This window comes from Cobetia sp. SIMBA_158 (assembly GCF_046566945.1).
GTDB lineage: Bacteria > Pseudomonadota > Gammaproteobacteria > Pseudomonadales > Halomonadaceae > Cobetia > Cobetia amphilecti.
On the sequence record NZ_JAWJYL010000005.1, the window covers coordinates 309,399 to 328,634 of the forward strand.

15 protein-coding genes are annotated in these 19,236 nt (G+C 64.1%); 7 read left to right on the top strand and 8 right to left on the bottom strand.

What is annotated here, in order from left to right; translation table 11 throughout:
* Positions 1-137: 137 nt before the first annotated feature.
* From glnL to R2R70_RS10725, 4 genes are all read left to right on the top strand, one after another.
* Positions 138-1,232, top strand: coding sequence for a nitrogen regulation protein NR(II) (gene glnL, locus R2R70_RS10710; protein ID WP_264158090.1), 1,095 nt, complete (start codon positions 138-140; stop codon positions 1,230-1,232).
* Positions 1,229-2,638, top strand: coding sequence for a nitrogen regulation protein NR(I) (gene ntrC, locus R2R70_RS10715; RefSeq protein ID WP_043335756.1), 1,410 nt, complete (start codon positions 1,229-1,231; stop codon positions 2,636-2,638). Before glnL ends, ntrC begins: the two co-directional genes overlap by 4 nt.
* 150 nt (positions 2,639-2,788) lie before the next feature.
* Positions 2,789-4,126 carry a deoxyguanosinetriphosphate triphosphohydrolase gene (locus R2R70_RS10720; RefSeq protein ID WP_410977966.1) on the top strand — a complete coding sequence of 446 codons (1,338 nt, stop codon included), beginning with the start codon at positions 2,789-2,791 and terminating at the stop codon, positions 4,124-4,126.
* Positions 4,127-4,554: 428 nt separating this feature from the next.
* A complete protein-coding gene (locus R2R70_RS10725; RefSeq protein WP_054556332.1) occupies positions 4,555-6,306 on the top strand; it encodes a BCCT family transporter in 1,752 nt (583 codons plus the stop codon).
* Positions 6,307-6,425: 119 nt separating this feature from the next.
* Here R2R70_RS10725 and R2R70_RS10730 read toward each other — a convergent pair whose 3' ends face one another.
* The 8 genes from R2R70_RS10730 to tkt all read right to left on the bottom strand — a co-directional run bounded on the left by R2R70_RS10730 (position 6,426) and on the right by tkt (position 15,421).
* Positions 6,426-7,262 (bottom strand): RimK family alpha-L-glutamate ligase, encoded by an 837-nt coding sequence (locus tag R2R70_RS10730; RefSeq protein ID WP_410977967.1) that lies wholly within the window; start codon positions 7,260-7,262, stop codon positions 6,426-6,428.
* Between the two features lie 149 nt (positions 7,263-7,411).
* Positions 7,412-8,332, bottom strand: coding sequence for a nuclease-related domain-containing protein (locus tag R2R70_RS10735; protein WP_054556330.1), 921 nt, complete (start codon positions 8,330-8,332; stop codon positions 7,412-7,414).
* Positions 8,333-8,442: 110 nt separating this feature from the next.
* Entirely contained in the window at positions 8,443-8,895 is a 453-nt protein-coding gene (locus R2R70_RS10740) for a YbaY family lipoprotein (protein ID WP_054556329.1), read from the bottom strand.
* A 51-nt stretch (positions 8,896-8,946) separates the two neighbouring features.
* Entirely contained in the window at positions 8,947-9,321 is a 375-nt protein-coding gene (locus R2R70_RS10745; RefSeq protein ID WP_043335744.1) for a translation initiation factor Sui1, read from the bottom strand.
* A 189-nt stretch (positions 9,322-9,510) separates the two neighbouring features.
* Positions 9,511-10,575 carry a class II fructose-bisphosphate aldolase gene (fba, locus tag R2R70_RS10750; RefSeq protein WP_043335741.1) on the bottom strand — a complete coding sequence of 355 codons (1,065 nt, stop codon included), beginning with the start codon at positions 10,573-10,575 and terminating at the stop codon, positions 9,511-9,513.
* Between the two features lie 119 nt (positions 10,576-10,694).
* The gene (locus tag R2R70_RS10755) at positions 10,695-11,858 is read right to left on the bottom strand and encodes a phosphoglycerate kinase (RefSeq protein ID WP_043335739.1); all 1,164 of its coding nucleotides are present in this window, start codon (positions 11,856-11,858) and stop codon (positions 10,695-10,697) included.
* Positions 11,855-12,964: a type I glyceraldehyde-3-phosphate dehydrogenase gene (locus R2R70_RS10760; protein WP_410977968.1), complete on the bottom strand. Its 1,110-nt coding sequence runs from the start codon at positions 12,962-12,964 to the stop codon at positions 11,855-11,857. Before R2R70_RS10760 ends, R2R70_RS10755 begins: the two co-directional genes overlap by 4 nt.
* Before the next feature lie 462 nt (positions 12,965-13,426).
* A complete protein-coding gene (gene tkt / locus R2R70_RS10765) occupies positions 13,427-15,421 on the bottom strand; it encodes a transketolase (RefSeq protein WP_284726544.1) in 1,995 nt (664 codons plus the stop codon).
* Positions 15,422-15,929: 508 nt separating this feature from the next.
* Here tkt and metK point away from each other — a divergent pair.
* The 3 genes from metK (at position 15,930) to R2R70_RS10780 (ending at position 19,212) form a co-directional block, all read left to right on the top strand.
* Complete coding sequence (gene metK, locus R2R70_RS10770) at positions 15,930-17,150, top strand: methionine adenosyltransferase (RefSeq protein WP_043335733.1); 1,221 nt, start codon at positions 15,930-15,932, stop codon at positions 17,148-17,150.
* A gap of 133 nt (positions 17,151-17,283) precedes the next feature.
* Complete coding sequence (locus R2R70_RS10775) at positions 17,284-17,787, top strand: M48 family metallopeptidase (RefSeq protein ID WP_043335730.1); 504 nt, start codon at positions 17,284-17,286, stop codon at positions 17,785-17,787.
* A gap of 153 nt (positions 17,788-17,940) precedes the next feature.
* Positions 17,941-19,212: a cation:proton antiporter gene (locus R2R70_RS10780; protein ID WP_054556326.1), complete on the top strand. Its 1,272-nt coding sequence runs from the start codon at positions 17,941-17,943 to the stop codon at positions 19,210-19,212.
* Positions 19,213-19,236 lie beyond the last annotated feature (24 nt).

Below are 19,236 nucleotides of genomic sequence, written 5' to 3' on the forward strand. Positions count from 1 at the left end.
TCGAGCGCGATTTTTCGTCTGCACCATTTTGGTGCCAATATGAGGGGCCAGAAATGGTTGCACAGCATCGGACGCCGTGTTCTCGGTGCCTGCACCAGACTGGCGCGGTTATTGCAGAACAGGGAGACGTACTGCAGATGGCGAACAAACCCATGCATCAACGACTGCTCGAACACCTGAACACTGCCGTGGTGGTGCTGGACTCACAGCTGCAGATGGTCTGGATGAATCCCGCCGCGGAGACGCTGCTGGCGGTGAGTCTGGTGCGCGTGAAGGGCAGTACGCCCGACAACATGACCGGGCTGGATGACACCCTGATCAATGTGCTGCGCAAGGCGCTGGAGGAGCAGCACCCCTACACCCAGCGTGAGGCCGAGATCATCAACGCGGCCAATGAAGCGCTGACGGTGGATTTCACCGCGACGCCCATCAGCGCCAATGAACTGCTGGTCGAGATAGAACCGCGTGACCGCCTGATGCAGATCTCGCGCGAAGAAGCGCTGATCGCCCGCCAGGAGGCGGTCAAGGTGCTGACGCGTGGTCTCGCGCATGAGGTCAAGAATCCGCTCGGCGGCATTCGTGGCGCCGCCCAGCTGCTCGAACGTGACCTGCCCGAACCGCAGATGGTGGAGTTCACGCGCATCATCATCGAGGAGGTGGACCGCCTGCGTGATCTGGTCGATCGCATGCTCGGGCCGAACCGGCCGCCGCTGCAGGCGCCGGTCAATGTGCATGCGGTGACCGAGCGGGTGCGGGCCTTGCTGCAGGCGGAAGGCAGCGCCATCACCTTGAGCGCCGACTACGACCCGAGCCTGCCGGAGGTGATCGGCGACGAAGGTCAGCTGATCCAGGCGGTGCTCAACATCGCGCGCAATGCCACCCAGGCCCTCAATGAGCAGCCACAGCCCGATTCACCGCAGCCTGACGCCGCTCCCTACGAGATCACGCTGCGGACCCGCGCTCGCCGTCAGTTCACGCTGGGCCATGAGCGCCACCGGCTGGTCTGCGAGCTGGCGATCATCGACAACGGCCCCGGCATTCCGGAGAGCCTGCGCGAGACGCTGTTCTACCCGATGGTCTCGGGGCGCGCCGAAGGCTCAGGGCTCGGGCTGTCGATCGCCCAGGGCATCCTGCACCAGCATCAGGGGCTGATCGAGTGTGACTCGCGCCCCGGCCATACCGAATTCCGATTACTCATTCCGCTAGCCGGCACTTCTGGAGATCACACATGAGCGAGACTGCCCGCGTCTGTATCGTCGATGACGACCGTGCCATTCGCTGGGTGCTGGAGCGCGCTCTGGCACAACCCGACCTCGAGGTGGAAACCTTCGAGCGTGCCGATCAGGCCGAAGCCAGCATCATGCGTCAGTGCCCGGATGTCCTGATCACCGATATCCGCATGCCCGGAACCGATGGTCTCGACCTGATGGCGCGCGTGCGCGAGAAGTACCCGGACCTGCCCGTCATCGTGATGACGGCGCATTCCGACCTCGACAGCGCCGTGGCCTCCTATCAGGGCGGCGCCTTCGAATACCTGCCCAAGCCGTTCGATGTCGATGAAGCGCTGGCGCTGGTACGGCGCGCCGTGGCGCATGCCCGTGAATCCAAGGCGCCCGCCGCCGTGCCGGAAGGGCTGACCAAGGAAATCATCGGCGAAGCGCCGGCGATGCAGGAAGTCTTTCGCGCCATCGGCCGCCTGTCTCAGTCGCATATCACCGTCTTGATCAACGGCGAGTCCGGTACCGGCAAGGAGCGCGTGGCCCAGGCGCTGCATCAGCACTCGCCGCGCGCCGCCAAGCCGTTCATCGCACTCAACATGGCGGCGATTCCCAAGGACCTGATGGAATCGGAGCTGTTCGGCCATGAGAAGGGCGCCTTCACCGGCGCCACGGCGCTGCGCCGCGGGCGCTTCGAGCAGGCCGATGGCGGCACGCTGTTCCTCGATGAGATCGGTGACATGCCCGCCGAGACCCAGACTCGCCTGCTGCGCGTGCTGGCCGATGGCGAGTTCTATCGTGTCGGTGGCATCACGCCGGTCAAGGTCGACGTGCGCATCATCGCCGCGACGCACCAGCACCTGGAAAAGCTGGTCGAGGATGGGCGTTTCCGTGAGGATCTCTTCCACCGCCTCAACGTGATTCGCGTGCATCTGCCGCGCCTGTCGGAGCGCCGCGAAGACATTCCGCGTCTGATGAGCCACTTCCTGGGCGAGGCCGCGCGTGAGCTGTCGACCGAGCCCAAGGTGCTGACGGAGGCCGCGGAGAAACACCTGACGCGCTTCGACTGGCCGGGCAACGTGCGCCAGCTCGAGAACACCTGTCGCTGGCTGACGGTGATGGCCTCGGGGCGTGAAGTGATGATCGAGGACCTGCCGCCGGAGCTGCGCGATGCCAGCGGCACCGAGGCGGCCTCCGGCGATTGGCGTGGTGCCTTCCGCGAGTGGGCGGACCGCGCACTCGCCGCCGGCCACACCCATCTGCTGGAAGAGGCGGTGCCCGATTTCGAGCGCATCCTGATCGAGACGGCCCTCAAGCATACCGGTGGTCGCAAGGGCGAAGCCGCCGAGCTGCTGGGCTGGGGCCGCAACACCCTGACCCGCAAGCTCAAGGTGCTGTTGCCGGCGCTGGCCGAGGACTGAGGACAGCCTGAGCGGGTTTGAGGAAGGCCTGAGCGGGCTGGAGACAAGGAGAACAGGGTGCCACAATCCCTGTTCTCTTTTTTATGCGCGTCATTCACCTGTTATCTGCTCGCCGGCGCCAGTGCTTGGCGCCTGCCAAGGAGTTGCCTGATGTCATCGATGAGCTGGGAGCGACTGCTGGAACCGAGTCGCCTGCATGACGCACCGGGCACCGTATCGCGTGAGATGGGGCGGACTCCCTTCCACAAGGACCACGACCGCATCGTGTTCGCGGGCTCCTTCCGTCGCCTGGGGCGCAAGACCCAGGTCCACCCGCTGACCGACAACGACCACATCCACACGCGACTGACCCACTCGCTGGAGGTCGGCTGTGTCGGTCGCTCGCTGGGCATGATGGTCGGCGAGAAGCTCAAGGAGCAGTTGCCCGACTGGATCACGCCGTCGGATCTCGGCGTCATCGTCCAGACCGGCTGCCTGGGACATGACATCGGCAACCCGCCCTTCGGGCATGCCGGGGAGTACGCCATCCGCGACTGGTTCGCCGCCGAGGCCGCCAGTGATCACGGTCGGCTGGCCGGGCTGAGCGATGCCGAGCGCGAGGATCTGCTCACCTACGAAGGCAATGCCCAGGGCTTTCGCATCGTCACTCAGATCGAGTACAACCAGTTCCATGGCGGCATGCGCCTGACGGCGGCGACGCTGGGCACGCTGCTCAAGTACCCGTGGACGGTGGAGCACGCCACGGCGGGCGGCAAGTTCGGCTGCTATCAGAGCGAGCGCGTGCTGCTGGATCAGGTCGCCGAGCGCTGCGGGTTGCTGGCGCGGGCCGATGGCCGCTGGTGCCGTCACCCGCTGGCGTGGCTGGTCGAGGCCGCCGATGACATCTGTTATGCGCTGCTGGACCTGGAAGATGGCCTCGAGATGGGCATCCTGCAGTTCGAGGAAGTGTTCGAGATTCTCACCGGCATCAGCGGTGGCGAGCCGCGCGAATACCAGGAGATGGTCGCCCGCGGCACCTCCCAGCGTCGCAAGGTGGCGGCGTTGAGAGGCGCGGCGATGGAGCGTGCCGTCAATGATGTCGCCGAGGCTTTCGTGCAGCGCGAGACGGAACTGCTGGCCGGCACGCTCAGTGAAGACCTGCTCGACCTTTGCCACCCCGACCTCGGCTGGGGCGTGCGGGAAGCCAAGAATCTGGCGCGCCAGAAGATCTTCCGCAACGAGCGCAAGGCCAAGCTAGAGATCGGCGCCTACACCACGCTGGGTATCCTGCTCGAGGCCTTCATCGGCGCTGCGCATGAGCTGCATACCAAGGGGCGCTCCAGCTTCAAGCATCAACGTGTGCTGGCATTGATCGGCGAGAACACGCCGAGCAAGGACTGGGATCTCTACCGCAGCTATCGGCGCATGCTCGATTTCATTGGCGGCATGACGGATCACTTCGCGGTGGATCTCGCCCAGGAGATGGGCGGGCGCCTGCGCGGCGACTGAGCCCGAGGCGCCATCAGCCCGATCATCTCCAGTCTGATTACTCCCACCAGGGAACGGCAGCCGTGCCGTTCCCTGGTGGATGCCTGCTTTCCGGCCTGACATCTGCCGCTTTTCCTGCGTCTGACCCCTATGGGCCTTCTCTCCTGCTGCTATCCACCTCTGCGCTGCCTGTTCTGGGTCGTGCTGACTGTGCCTTTCCCGCTGATTTGCCTGTCGCTGCCAGCCCTGTCGTCGTGCTTCCTGCTCTTCTCTTGGCCTGAACGCCACGGCCTGCCAAGCGCTAATAAATGACTTGCTTGCGTTAAATTAACTTTACGTAGGCGCTTGGATCGTTGTACTAGGATTGTACGCAGTGGGGATGCGTGTATCGCAATCACTCATGATAAGCTGTTATCATGCATAGCAATAACGATAAGTGAGGCTTATATATGAGCAAGGAAACCCGAAAGGTATCCGCCAGGGCGGCGGGGGATCGGCCGGAAAAGCCCTTCGACATGATCGACAAGCCGACCTTCTTCGGCTCGATCTTCCTGCTGTTGGCAGTGACGCTGCCCCTGGTCATCTTCCCCGAGCAGGGCGCGATGTGGGTATCGGCGGCCAAGAACTTCGTCACCAGCAAGCTCGGCGTGCTCTATCTGCTGCTCGGCGTGGGGGCCGGCGGCTTCATGATCTACATCATCTTCAGCGATATCGGTCAGATAAAGCTCGGTGATGCCGAGGAGAAGCCCGAATTCTCCATCGTCTCATGGGCGGCGATGCTGTTCTGTGCCGGTATCGGGGCCTCCATCCTGTACTGGTCGATGATCGAGTGGGTCTACTACTATCAGTCGCCCCCGTTCCATGTGGAAGGCCAGACACCGGAGGCAGCGGAATGGGCCGCGGCCTACGGCATCTTCCACTGGGGCCCGCTGGCATGGGCGATCTACCTGATTCCCGCCGTGCCGATCGCCTACTTCTACTACGTGCGTCACCACAGCGTGCTGAAGATTTCCGAGGCGCTGATGCCGGTGCTGGGTGAAAAGCTGGCGCATGGCTGGCTGGGCAAGCTGATCGATATCAGCTTCATCTTCGGCATGCTGGGCGGCGGTGCGACCACCCTGGGTCTGGCGGCACCGATGATCAACGAGGGGGTGCACGAGCTGTTCGGGGTGCCTAAGTCGCTGACCACGCAGATCGTGGTGCTGCTGGTGTGTACCGCCCTGTTCGGCTACAGCGCCTACGTGGGCCTCAAGAAGGGCATCAAGCTGCTGTCAGACATCAACTTCTGGCTGGCGGTCGGCCTGTTGTTGTTCATCTTCATCGCGGGGCCGACCCTGTTCATGGCCAATACCGGCCTGGATGCGCTGGGCCGCGTGATGAGCAATCTGATCCACATGGCCACCTGGCTTGAACCGTTCGCCGAGTTCAAGGGCTTCGAGGACACGCACTTCCCGCAGGACTGGACCATCTTCTACTGGGCCTGGTGGCTGGTGTTCGCGCCCAGCGTGGGGCTGTTCATCGCGCGTATCTCGCGGGGCCGCACCATCCGCGCCATGGTCGCCGGTTCGATGTTCTTCGGCACCATGGGCTGCTTCCTGTTCTTCATGGTGATGGGTAACTACGGCCTCTACCTGCAGCTGTCCGGTGAGCTGGACGTGGTCACCATCCTCAATGACCAGAGCCCGACCGCAGCCATCTTCGCGATGCTGCACACGCTGCCGCTGGACTACGTGGTGATCTTCGCCTTCACGCTGCTGGCGCTGATCTTCACCGCGACCACCTTCGACTCCATCTCCTACATTCTGGCCGCTGTGGTCCAGAAGGAAGTCGATGAAGAGCCGATGCGCTGGAACCGCCTGTTCTGGGCCTTCGCCCTGTCGTTCATGCCCATCGTGCTGATGTTCATCGGCGGGCTGGAGACCCTGCAGACGGCCTCCATCATCGGGGGTGTGCCGCTATTGGCAGTGGCCTTGATGCTGTGCATCTCCATCGTGCGTGCCGCGCACTATGACCTGCGCTACCAGCCGGATTACACGGTCAAGGAAATCAACATCGAGGAATTCCCGGCAGATGACCCCTGGACGGAAGAGGGCTCATGGGATCTGCCGGAAGATGACATTCCCGCCGCCGGCAAGCCGGTGCAGGACCCGCCCAAGGATCATATCGAAGGCGACCCGCACAGCCGTCCCTCACGCCTTTGAGGAGATGAGCCGCCTGGCCGGTTGAACGGCCAGTACCAGACGACAAGACGCCGCCCATTGGGCGGCGTCTTGTCGTTCAGGGCAGGCAAGGGCGCAGCGCGTGGCACGCCCGCAAGATGTCAGCCGGTTTCCTCGAGTGTCGCGCGGCGCACCCGGCGCGACGTCAGTAGCGGTGGTGTCGGGTCGTTGTCGCTGCTGTCGAGCGCCAGATGTCGGAGGATGGCGGCACCGATGCGCCGCGAGCTGTCCGGGATGCCCTGATTGCCGAACAGGCGGTTGAACTCGAACACGAGCGGATGGCCATCGACCATCGCGATATCGAAGCCGGCATGATCGACACTCAATGCCTCGGCCAGGTGCAGGGCCAGGGCGATGGCGGGCGCCGGAATATTGTCGTAGGCCGTCTCGCCGCCCTGACTGACATTGGAGCGATAGCCGCCCAGCGGCGTGACGCGCCAGTAGGCGGTGATGACTTCGCCACCCACCACCACGATGCGCAGGTCGCGGTCGATCTCCAGGCGCGGCTGGGCATACAGCACCGGATGCTCCGCCGCATGTGCTTCCAGTTCGCTACGCGACTGGATCAGCTTCACGCCGACGCCCATCGAGCTTTTGACTTCCTTGACGATCAGCGGGTAGCCGAAGCGCGCTTCGATATCGTCGATTGCCTGACGGCTGGCGCCGCGAATCTCGGTCGGTGGCACATTGTCCGGGCAGATGGCCTGAAAGACGCGTGTCTGCTCGACCTTGTCGTGGCCGATCGCGTAGCTGGGCAGGCTGGGGAAGATGCGTTTGCCGAGGCCGTAGACCAGGGTGGTGATCTGCCAGTATTCGGGAAACAGCAGGATATCGGCGGCGCGGATCTCGTCGAGGTGATCCAGCATGCGCTCCGGCTTGATATAACGAACACCGGGAATGCCGAGGGTACGAAAAGCGTCGAAGGTGATGAGTTTCATGCGGGATATGTCGCCAAGAGCGCCATCATTGCGATAGCGCTATAAGGTTGCCAAGGCTGGACCGGCGCGTATTTAACGCCGGGCGGGGCGCCTTGGCAAGCCTTTGTCTGGCGCGGCCATGCTCCGAGGGGCCGGAGCATGGCGGAGGATCAGTTGGTGGCGAGGCGCTCGGCCTGAACGCGGTCGAGAATCGCCTCGTTGATGCGCTGCTTGAGGGCGTCATCCAGGCTCGGGCACCCCTCTTCGGGGGCCATGCAATGGGTGCTCAGCCACTCGGCCAGGCCCTCGCCATTGACGACCTCGGGGTCATTCTCGCGCTGGGTTCCCTCGCGCACGATCTGCCAGCCCGGCAGTGCCAGCAGCCCCTGCACCGGTACGTCGACACCGCATTCACGTTTCAGCCAGGCGGCCGTCCAGTCGCGTGCGGTACGTGTCTCGCGCAGTGGTTTGCGCTCGCGATAGCCCGGGAAGTACAGGCGACCATCCTTGAGCTTGACCTCATCCTTGAGTGCGCCCAGCGCATCCAGCGGCCGCGAGCGCGCCTTGGTGCGAATGGCGTAGGCGCCGGCGGGGGTGACCACCAGATGATCGATATGGAAGCCATCGGCCGGCACGTCGTGATAGACCATGCTGGTCAGCTGTTCCGGGCGGATCAGCTGGTCGAGTTCCTGACCGATGGACAGCTCGCAGGCCAGCCCCAGCTTGAGCTTGCGGATGCGCTGGAAGTGACGCGTCAGGCGCAGCGCGAACACCAGCACCAGCAGCGCACAGGCCAGACCGTAGGCGGCCCACTCAAGCCAGTTCTGCTCTTCGCCGAACACCATGCGCCCCATGCCGTAGACCAGCGGACTCAAGGTGATGAGCGGCCCGAGCGCCCCGTCGAGAAACAGCGCCTGGAAGGCCTCGTCGAGACGATCGCGCAGGCTCTGGCCCGGTTCACGCAGCTGGCGGCGGGTCAGCGGCGACTGGATGCGCCGCTCATGCAGGCCGCGCATGCCCAGCACCACCAGTGCGATGGCACCCAGAGGGGTAAGGAAGAAGACAGGTAACAGGTATTCCAGCCAATCCATTGGGGTGTCCTATCGGTGAGAGACGGGCCTACAGGTCAAGTCGAGCGTACTGGTCAAGTCGAACGTACTGGTCAAGTCGAACGTACTGATCGGGCCGGGCGCACGCGCCATCAGTGGCCCAGCGCACGCGGCAGCGGCGTGAGCGGGATCTCGACCTCGCCCTGTGAGGTGCTGGTGTCACCCAGCACCGGCACCGCGCTGTCATTGATCCAATACAGGCGACCCTCGCTGCGCACATCGGCTTGCAGCGCATAGCGATGGCCCTCCTCGATGGCATTGCGGTCGTACTGCAGGCTGACCGGGAAAGGCCCTTCACGCAGGCCGCCATAGCGGGTACTGGCAATCAGCCCGGCCTCGGCGTCGGCGCGGGAGACATCCACCAGGCGCACTTCCAGCATCGCATCCGGTGGTGCGGTGAAGGTCTGCTGTGGCACCACGCGTGCCTCCAGCTGCGTGAAGTCCGGGCCGGTCATGCAGCCACCCAGCCCGAGCGTGGCCAGCAGCAGGCCAGAGAGCGAGAGCGTGCGAGCCGAAGGCCGGCGTGGCGTGATGAAGTTCAGCATGGAAATCCCTTGTGCAGCGAGATGGAAGGCAAAGGTGCGTGCAGCAGGCGTTCAGCCACCGGCCAGCTTGACGGTATAGCCCATCCGCGTGAGTTCAGCCTTGAGCGTCTCGCGGTGATCGCCCTGGATCTCCACGATGCCATCCTTGAGGCTGCCGCCAGTGCCGCACCGCTGCTTGAGAGTCTTGGCCAGGGCCTTGAGTTCCTTCTCGGCGAGCGGAATCCCGCTCACGGTGGTCACGCCCTTGCCCTTGCGACCGCTGGTCTCGCGACGGATACGCACCACGCCATCGAGGCTTGCCAGGCGCTCACGCTCGGCGAGGTCGGCACATTCGCACTCGGCTTCGGCACGCCGACACTCAGGGCAGGTTGCGCCATGTTCGGTGGAATAGACAAGCCCGGACAGTTGATCCTTGAGCGAGGCCATGATGTCTCCTGCGATACGGTGATGAATGATCAATGCCAAACGGAATCTCGAAAGGATACCTGCGTGCGCGAGAGGCTGGCACCCTGAGGCGCATAAAAAAGGCGACCCCGAAGGGTCGCCTTTCTCTTCTTTCCCAGCCTGCTTGCGTGCGGGCAGGCTGGCAGGGAGACCTTGGCGGGTGCCGCCCGATCAGTTGATCTTCGGGTCCAGCTCGCCACGGTTGTAACGCTCGAACATCGCTTCGAGGTTGATCGGGTCGATCTTGCTGCCATGACCGGCGGCACCGAAGGCTTCGTAGCGGGCGATGCAGATGTCGCGCATCGCCTTCACGGATTCCTTCAGGTACTTGCGCGGGTCGAATTCAGACGGGTTCTGCGCCATGAAGCGACGGATGGAACCGGTAGAGGCCAGACGCAGATCGGTGTCGACGTTGATCTTGCGCACGCCGTGCTTGATGCCTTCGACGATCTCGTCGACCGGCACGCCGTAGGTTTCCGGAATCTTGCCGCCGTATTCGTTGATGATTTCCAGCCAGTCCTGCGGCACGGAGGAAGAGCCGTGCATCACCAGATGAGTCTCGGGGATGCGGGCGTGGATTTCCTTGATGCGCTGGATGGACAGGGTGTCACCCGTCGGCGGCTTGGTGAATTTGTAGGCGCCGTGGGAGGTACCGATGGCGATGGCCAGGGCATCGACGTGGGTCTTCTTGACGAAGTCGGCGGCTTCTTCCGGGTCGGTCAGCATCTGGTCGTGGTCCAGCTTGCCTTCGGCACCGATGCCGTCTTCTTCACCGGCCATGCCGGTTTCCAACGAGCCGAGGCAACCCAGTTCGCCTTCGACGGACACGCCACAGGCGTGGGCCATCTCGACGGTGCGACGGGTCACATCGACATTGTATTCGTAGCTGGTCGGGGTCTTGCCGTCTTCGCCCAGCGAGCCGTCCATCATCACCGAGCTGAAGCCCAGCTGGATGGAGCGCTGGCAGACTGCCGGCGAGGTGCCGTGATCCTGGTGCATGACCACCGGGATATGCGGGAATTCTTCCACCGCAGCCAGGATGAGGTGGCGAAGGAACGGCGCGCCCGCGTATTTGCGTGCGCCGGCGGAGGCCTGGACGATCACCGGAGAATCGGTGTGATCGGCGGCTTCCATGATGGCGCGCATCTGCTCGAGGTTGTTGACGTTGAACGCCGGGATGCCGTATCCGTACTCGGCTGCGTGGTCCAACATCTGGCGCATGCTGATCAATGCCATGACATCACCTGTCTTTTTGAGGAATCGAGTGGAGAAGCGTCGGGTGCCCCCCGTCAGCTGACGGGGAGCGACCTTGTGGCCGTGACTCTAAGCCTGCGCCAATGAGGACACAGGCGGGTTCAGCTTGCTGCGGCTTCCAATGCCGCAACGGCCGGCAGTACCTTGCCTTCCACGTATTCGAGGAAGGCGCCGCCACCGGTAGAAATGTAGGAGACGCGCGACTCGACGTCGTACTTGTCGATGGCCGCCAGGGTGTCGCCACCGCCGGCGATGGAGAAGGCGTCGCTCTCGGCGATGGCCATCGCCAGCTGTTCGGTGCCGTTGGCGAACTGTTCGATCTCGAACACGCCGACCGGGCCGTTCCACAGAATGGTGCCGGCGTCCTTGAGCAGTGCACCGAAGCGCGAGGCGGTCTCCGGACCGATATCCAGGATCATCTCGTCGTCCTGGACGTCGGCGACGGCGCGCACGACGGCTTCGGCCTTGTCGGAGAACTCGGTGGCGACGACGACGTCGGTCGGCAGCGGGATCTCGACCTTGTCCATCAGTGCGCGAGCGGTATCGAGCAGGTCAGCCTCGTAGAGGGACTTGCCGACGTTGTAACCGGCCGCCGCGATGAAGGTGTTGGCGATGCCGCCACCGACGATCAGCTGATGGCACTTGTCGGACAGCGCCTTGAGCACGTCCAGCTTGGTGGAGACCTTGGAGCCACCGACGATGGCGACCATCGGCGCACGCGGTGCGGCGAGTGCCTTCTCGAGGGCTTCCAGCTCGGCGGCCAGCAGCGGGCCGGCGCAGGCGTCCGGGGCGAAGCGTGCCACGCCATGGGTCGAGGCCTGGGCACGGTGCGCGGTGCCGAAGGCATCCATCACGTAGACATCGCACAGCGCGGCGTAGGCGCGGGACAGGGATTCCTCGTCCTTCTTCTCGCCCTTGTTGAAGCGCACGTTCTCCAGCAGCACGACCTCGCCTTCGGCGACATCCGGTGCCGTGTCGAGGTAGTCGTTGATCAGGCGCACCGGGCTGCCCAGTAGCTCGCCCAGATGTGCCGCGACCGGTGCCAGCGAGAACTGGTCTTCCGGCTCACCCTCGGTGGGGCGGCCCAGATGACTCATCAGCATCACGCGTGCGCCGGCGTCGCGTGCCGCCTTGATGGTCGGCAGGCTGGCACGGATGCGCGCGTCGCTGGTCACCTGACCGTCGCGGATCGGCACGTTGAGATCTTCGCGGATCAGCACACGCTTTCCGGACAGGTCGAGGGCGGTCATCGTTTGCACGTTCATGACGGGTTCCTTGGTCGTGAATCGGTGGAGAGAGCTTCCCTCGCCAGAGGCGTTGTCATCTCGCAGGCGTGCCAATGGGTGGCGACGTCCAGCATGCGATTGGCAAAGCCCCATTCGTTGTCGAACCAGCACAGCATCTTGATCAGCCGGCCGCCGGCAACACGGGTCTGGGTCGCATCCACGATACCCGAGCGCGGATCGTGGTTGAAGTCGATGGAGGCCGTCGGCTCCTCGCTCAATCCCATCAGGCCCTGCAGTCGTTGGGCGCAGGCCTCGCGCAGCAGGTCATTGACCTCAGCGGCGCTCACGTCACGCTTCACCTCGATGGACATGTCCATGCAGGACACGTTGATGGTCGGCACGCGCAGGTGCAGACATTCGAAGCGTCCTTCCAGGTGCGGCATCAGGCGGTTGATGCCCTTGGCCAGGCCGGTGTCCACCGGCACGATCGAACTCATCGCCGAGCGCGTCAGGCGCAGGTCCGTCTGGTGGTAGGCGTCGATCACCGGCTGGTCGTTCATCGCCGAGTGCACCGTGGTGGTGACGCCGCGCTCCAGTCCGAAGGCCTCTTCCAGCACCGTCAGAATCGGAATCAGGCAATTGGTGGTGCACGACGCCGCCGAGACGATGCGCATGCCGCTGCCTGCCTGTCCCGCCTCGGCGGGGGCCAGCGCCGACTGGTTGATGCCGCACACGATGGTGGCATCGACATCGGCGTCGGTATCGCCGGGCTGGGAGAACAGCAGCCGTCCGGCGCCTGCCGCTAGATGACGCTCGGCGGTGGCGCGGTCCTTGAAGCTGCCGGAGCACTCCAGCACCAGGTCAATCCCCAATGCCCGCCAGGGCAGGCAATCTGGATTGGCCTCGGACAGGATGCTGATCGCATGGCCGTTGACGACCAGCTGGCCGTCGCGCTGTTCCACCGTGCCGGGGAAGCGGCCGTGGGTGGTGTCGTAGCGGGTCAGATAGGTGATGGTGTCCAGGTCTGACAGCTCGTTGATCGCGACCACTTCCAGCGGCAGTGCCTCACTGCGTGCTTCACGTTCTACCAGCGCTCTCAGCACACACTGACCGATGCGTCCGTAGCCATTGATGGCCACTCGCAAGGGAGCGTTTCCCTGGCGTCGGGACGCCTTGTCTCCCTGGGGAGCATCGGCGGTGGGCAGAGGCGGCTGGTGGTTCAAGGATGTCGTGTTCCGAGTGTTTTTCAGGGGGTCCATGGTAGCGCATCGCTTTGCTGGGCGGAGGGAGCGAAAGGCGCGCAAGCGCCTGATTTCTGGTTTTTTTCGTCTAAGGACACGTAGTCACACTACCCAACTGGAGGGGTTGTGTAGTCGCCGTCTGCGCTGTCTGTCGCGGGCATGATCGCCGGAGAATGACCGCTCATGCAGGATGAATCGTGTCATCAAGACGCGACTCGTGTGAGCCACGTCGACTACAGGCGACAGCCGGTGACGCTTGAGGGCTCCTCGAGTGTCGCACAGACGAAAACGCCGCCGCTCCCAGCGGGAGGCGGCGGCGTCGATCTGCATCCCACTCCGTCATCGACAGGGTGGGTCAGGCGGTGATCAGCCCAGCAGCTTGTTGGCGCGTTCGACCACGTTCTCGACCGTGAAACCGAAGTGCTTGAACAGGTCGCCAGCCGGCGCGGATTCCCCGAAGGTCTCCATGCCGATGATGTCGCCGTTCAGGCCGACATACTTGAACCAGTAGTCACGATGACCGGCTTCGATCGCCACGCGCGCGGTGACGGAAGACGGCAGCACGGATTCGCGGTATTCCGCGTCCTGCGCATCGAACAGGTCGGTGGCCGGCATGGACACGACACGCACGGCGCGACCGGCGGCTTCCAGCTCGGCAGCGGCATCCATCGCCAGGCCGACTTCGGAGCCGGTGGCGATCAGGATCACTTCCGGCTGGCCGTTGGCGGCGTCCTTCAGCACGTAACCGCCACGGCTGATGTTGGCCAGCTGGGCCTTGTCGCGGTTCTGGTGCGGCAGGTTCTGACGCGACAGGATCAGCGCGGTCGGGCCGGAGTGACGCTTGATGGCCGCATCCCACGCTGCCGCTGTCTCCACGGCATCCGCCGGACGCCAGGTGGACAGGTTCGGCGTGGTGCGCAGGCTGGTCAGCTGTTCGATCGGCTGGTGCGTCGGGCCATCTTCGCCCAGACCGATGGAGTCGTGGGTGAAGACGTAGACGGCCTGCTGACCCATCAGGGCGGCCATGCGAACGGCGTTGCGCATGTATTCCATGAAGATCAGGAAGGTCGCGCCGTACGGGATGAAGCCGCCGTGCAGACCGGCGCCGTTCATGATCGCGCCCATGCCGAACTCACGCACACCGTAGTGCAGGTAGTTGCCGCTGAAGTCTTCGCGGGTGATCGCCTGGGCGCCCTTCCAGAAGGTCAGGTTGGACGGAGCCAGGTCGGCACTGCCGCCGAGCAGTTCCGGCAGCTGCGGGCCGAGCTGGTTCAGGCACTCGAAGGAGGCCTTGCGCGAGGCCGGGCTGTCGCCGGCGGCCTGAGCATCCTCGATCATCTTCTCGCTGGTCAGGGCGTGCGGCAGCTTGCCTTCCAGACGACGGGTGAACTCGGCGGCCAGTTCCGGGTGTGCGTCGGCGTAACGGGCGAAGCGTGCATCCCAGTCGCTCTCGAGCTTGGCGCCGCGCTCGCTGGCGTCCCAGCCCTGATAGATGTCTTCCGGAACGTGGAAGGGCGCGTGGGTCCAGCCCAGCTTCTCGCGGGTGGCAGCGACTTCGTCATCACCCAGCGGCGCGCCGTGGCAGGACTCGGTGCCTTCCTTGTTCGGGGAGCCGAAGCCGATCACGGTCTTGCAGATGATCAGGCTCGGCTTGTCGTCGTGGCTCTTGGCCAGGGCGATGGCAGCGTTGATCTCTTCCGGCTTGTGGCCGTCGACGTTGGAGACGACGTGCCAGCCGTAGGACTCGAAACGCTTGGCGGTGTCATCGGTGAACCAGCCTTCGACTTCGCCATCGATGGAGATGCCGTTGTCGTCATACAGGGCGATCAGCTTGCCCAGACCCAGGGTGCCGGCCAGCGAGCCGACCTCGTGGGAGATGCCTTCCATCATGCAACCGTCACCCAGGAAGCACCAGGTGGTGTGGTCGACGACGGTGTGACCCGGACGGTTGAACTGCGCCGCCAGTGTCTTCTCGGCGATCGCCATGCCGACGGCATTGGCCAGACCCTGACCCAGCGGGCCGGTGGTGGTCTCGATGCCCGGCGCGTAGCCGTATTCCGGGTGACCGGCGGTCTTGGCGTGCAGCTGGCGGAAGTTCTGCAGGTCTTCAAGGCTCAGCTGATAACCCGAGAGGTGCAACAGGGAGTAGAGCAGCATGGAGCCATGGCCGTTGGACAGCACGAAGCGGTCACGATCGGCCCAGTTCGGGTTGGCCGGGTTGTGCTTGAGGTGGTCGTTCCAGAGCACTTCAGCGATGTCGGCCATGCCCATGGGGGCGCCGGGGTGGCCAGACTTGGCCTTCTGAACGGCGTCCATGGAAAGTGCACGGATGGCGTTGGCCAGGTCAAAACGGGAAGGCATGCAGTAGCTCCTCGCCTGCGGGCGTCAAGAGTGGGGCAATGAATCACGGCGTGCTGCGCCGGACGCTCAGTGCATCCCGAGAGCCAGGGCATGCTGCTGCCTGGGTCTCCTTCAGGACTGTGCGCCTGAAACAGTGCGCCGGAAAGGACAGTGCGTCGCGTGAACCTTGTACGCGCGGACTCGCGTCCGAGCGTGATCTCCGGGCGGGTATTGTCACCGAGATGACAGGGCGCGGCAAATCGCATCCGGGATGTGCGCTCGTCCAAAGGTGGCAACGGCTTATTACCCTGTGTGCAGCGCTTGTCGCAAAAAGGTCTCGATTGGACGGCCCCATGGGCCCCATTGCGCTAGGAACTCACATAAGTGGCGTGTAAACTCGCCCCCCCGAGGCTCAACCGCCCGTGTTGAGCTTCATCGTGCGCCGCAAGCGTGTTTCTACTCGGTCGTCAACGCAGTCTGCCGTCAGTGGCCGAATCATCCCCGCATCCGAAAAGAGGGTCGAGGACCAATGAGCGAATACTCACTCTTCACATCCGAGTCCGTGTCCGAAGGGCATCCGGACAAGATTGCCGACCAGATTTCCGACGCCGTGCTCGATGCCATCATCGCGCGCGACAAGCAGGCACGCGTGGCGTGCGAAACGCTCGTCAAGACAGGCGTTGCCATCGTGGCCGGTGAGATCTCCACCAGCGCGTGGGTGGATCTCGAGGAGCTGGTACGTCGTGTCATCACCGATATCGGCTATACCTCTTCCGACGTTGGCTTCGACGGCGAGACCTGTGGTGTCCTCAACCTGATCGGCAAGCAGAGCATCGATATCGCTCAGGGCGTCGATCGCACCAAGCCGGAAGATCAGGGCGCGGGCGACCAGGGCCTGATGTTCGGTTACGCCACCAACGAGACCGACTCCTTCATGCCGGCGCCGATCCACTACGCTCACCGTCTGGTGGAGCGTCAGGCGGAACTGCGCAAGAACGGCATGCTGCCGTGGCTGCGTCCGGATGCGAAGAGCCAGGTCACCTTCCGCTACGACGAAGCCGGCAAGCCGGTCGCCGTCGAAGCCGTCGTGCTGTCGACCCAGCATGACCCGGAAGTGTCCCAGGAAGACCTGCGCGCGATGGTCAAGCGCGAGATCATCGAGCAGGTGCTGCCGGCCGAGTGGCTGTCCGAGACCACCGAATACCACATCAACCCGACCGGCAACTTCGTCATCGGCGGCCCGGTGGGTGACTGTGGTCTGACGGGTCGCAAGATCATCGTCGACACCTACGGCGGCATGGCCCGTCACGGTGGTGGTGCCTTCTCCGGCAAGGACCCGTCCAAGGTCGACCGCAGCGCCGCCTATGCCGGTCGCTACGTGGCCAAGAACGTCGTTGCCAGTGGCCTGGCCGACAAGTGCGAGATCCAGGTCTCCTACGCCATCGGCGTCGCCGAGCCGACCTCCGTCTCGATCAACACCTTCGGCACCGGCAAGATCAGCGATGCCAAGATCGTCGAGCTGGTGCGCGAGCACTTCGACCTGCGTCCGTACGCCATCACCACCATGCTGGACCTGGCGCACCCGATGTATCAGCTGACCGCTGCCTACGGCCACTTCGGTCGTGAGCCGTTCGAGCACAGCTACAGCTGGACCGACGTGAGCGGCGAGCAGAAGACCGAAACCTTCACCGCCTTCCCGTGGGAAAAGACCGATCGTGCCGCTGGCCTCAAGGCTGCCGCTGGCCTGTAAATTCGCTAGCTCGACAGGCCTGGCAGGTGGCGGACGTCCCGCCCCTCGCTTTCGGCGCCATGACAAGAAAACCCGCCTCGGCGGGTTTTCTTGTCTCTGGCCCTCCTTCGGACAGCAACAGGAGAGATGCCCAGTGGCTGATCTACGCTATCTCAAGGGCTACGCCCCCGAGATCCAACAGCAGGCGAGTGAACTGCTGGCGTCGGGCAAGACGGCAGCCTTCTTTCTCGGCAAGTATCCCGAGCCTCATCAGCTGCAGGGTGCGCGGGCGCTGCATGACTACACCATGGCGCTGAAGAATCAGTATCTGCGCAGCTCGGCGCCGATCAGCAAGGTGATCTACGACGACCGGATTCACGTCATCGACAACGCCCTGGGTCTGCACACCTTCGTGTCGCGGGTGCAGGGCAACAAGCTCAAGGCCAAGAACGAGATCCGTATCTCGTCGCTGTTCCGGCGCCTGCCGGAGCCACTGCTCAACATGATCGTGGTGCATGAGCTGGCGCATCTGCGCGAGAAGGCCCACGACAAGGCGTTCTACCGGCTCTGCTGTCACATGCAGCCGGAGTATCATCAACGTGAGTTCGAGCTGCGTCTCTATCTCTGCCACCGTGAACGCCACGGCGATCTCTGGTAGCCGCGCTCCGTTCTGGTAGCCATGAGCCGCTCTGGGCAGCCACGATGCGTTCAGACAGCCACGCGGCCGCTCACGCGACAGAAGAACTGGAATGAATGACAAGGACGTCATGCCATCAGGGGTATCGGCGCCACTGCAAAGGACCGTTTTCGGATGCTCAATCTCGCTGCTCTGTTCATCACCATCACTGCCGTGTGCATGTGGTTCAATCATCGCGTTCTGCGCCTGCCGCCGACCATCGGCGTGATGGCCATCGGCCTGGTGCTGTCGCTGGGCGTGATCGGGCTCGATCACTTCGCGGTGACCACCGTCGTGGCCGATACCGCGGAAGACTGGCTGGGGCGCATCAATTTCAACAGCCTGCTGATGGACGGCATGCTGTCCTTCCTGCTGTTCGCCGGCGCGCTGCACGTGGACCTCTCGCGCCTCAAGGCCTACCGGCGCTCCATCGGCCTGCTGGCCACGCTGGGCGTGCTGATCTCGACGCTGGTGATCGGCTCCGCTGCCTGGTGGCTGTTCCAGTGGGCCGGTATCGAGGTGCCCTACCTGTATTGCCTGGTGTTCGGTGCGCTGATCTCGCCCACCGACCCGATCGCCGTGCTCGGCATCATGCGCAGTGCCGGCGCACCTGCCGACATGGAAATCCGCATCGTCGGCGAATCGCTGTTCAATGATGGCGTGGCGGTGGTGCTGTTCACCGCGCTGCTGAGCGCGGCGTCGGCCGGCAGCGGCGAGGTCGAACTTGGCCACATGGGGCTCTTGTTCCTCGAGGAAGCCGGCGGCGGCATTCTGCTCGGGCTGGCGCTGGGCGCGCTGGTCTACCAGCTGATGCGCAGCATCGACCAGTATCAGGTCGAGGTGATGCTGAGTCTGGCGTTGGTGCTGGGCGGCTATGCGCTGGCCTCGGCGCTGCATGTCTCCGGCCCCATCGCGATGGTGGTGGCGGGGCTGATCATCGGCAACATGGCGCGTGATGGCGCCATGTCCGACAACACCCGCCGCTATCTGGACGGCTTCTGGGAGCTGGTTGACGAGATCCTCAACGCGGTGCTGTTCGTGCTGATCGGCCTCGAACTGGTACTGATGCCGATCACGCTGACCTCGATCGGCATCGCGCTGGTGCTGGTGGCGGTGATTCTGCTCTCGCGTCTGGCGCTGATCGGTCTTCCGCTGAGCCTCTTGCGTCGCTGGTACACCTTCCGCCCCGGCACCACGCGCGTGCTCACCTGGGGCGGCCTGCGCGGCGGCATCTCGGTGGCGCTGGCGCTGGCGATTCCCGAAGGCGACTTCCGCGAGCCGCTGGTGGTCACCACCTACATCATCGTGCTGTTCTCGATCCTCGTGCAGGGGTTGAGCATCGGCAAGCTGGTGACGGCGGTGGTCGGCGATCGCAGCCACTCGGGAGAGTCGAACGACAAGCACTGAGTCAGAGCCTGCCAAAGCAAACGC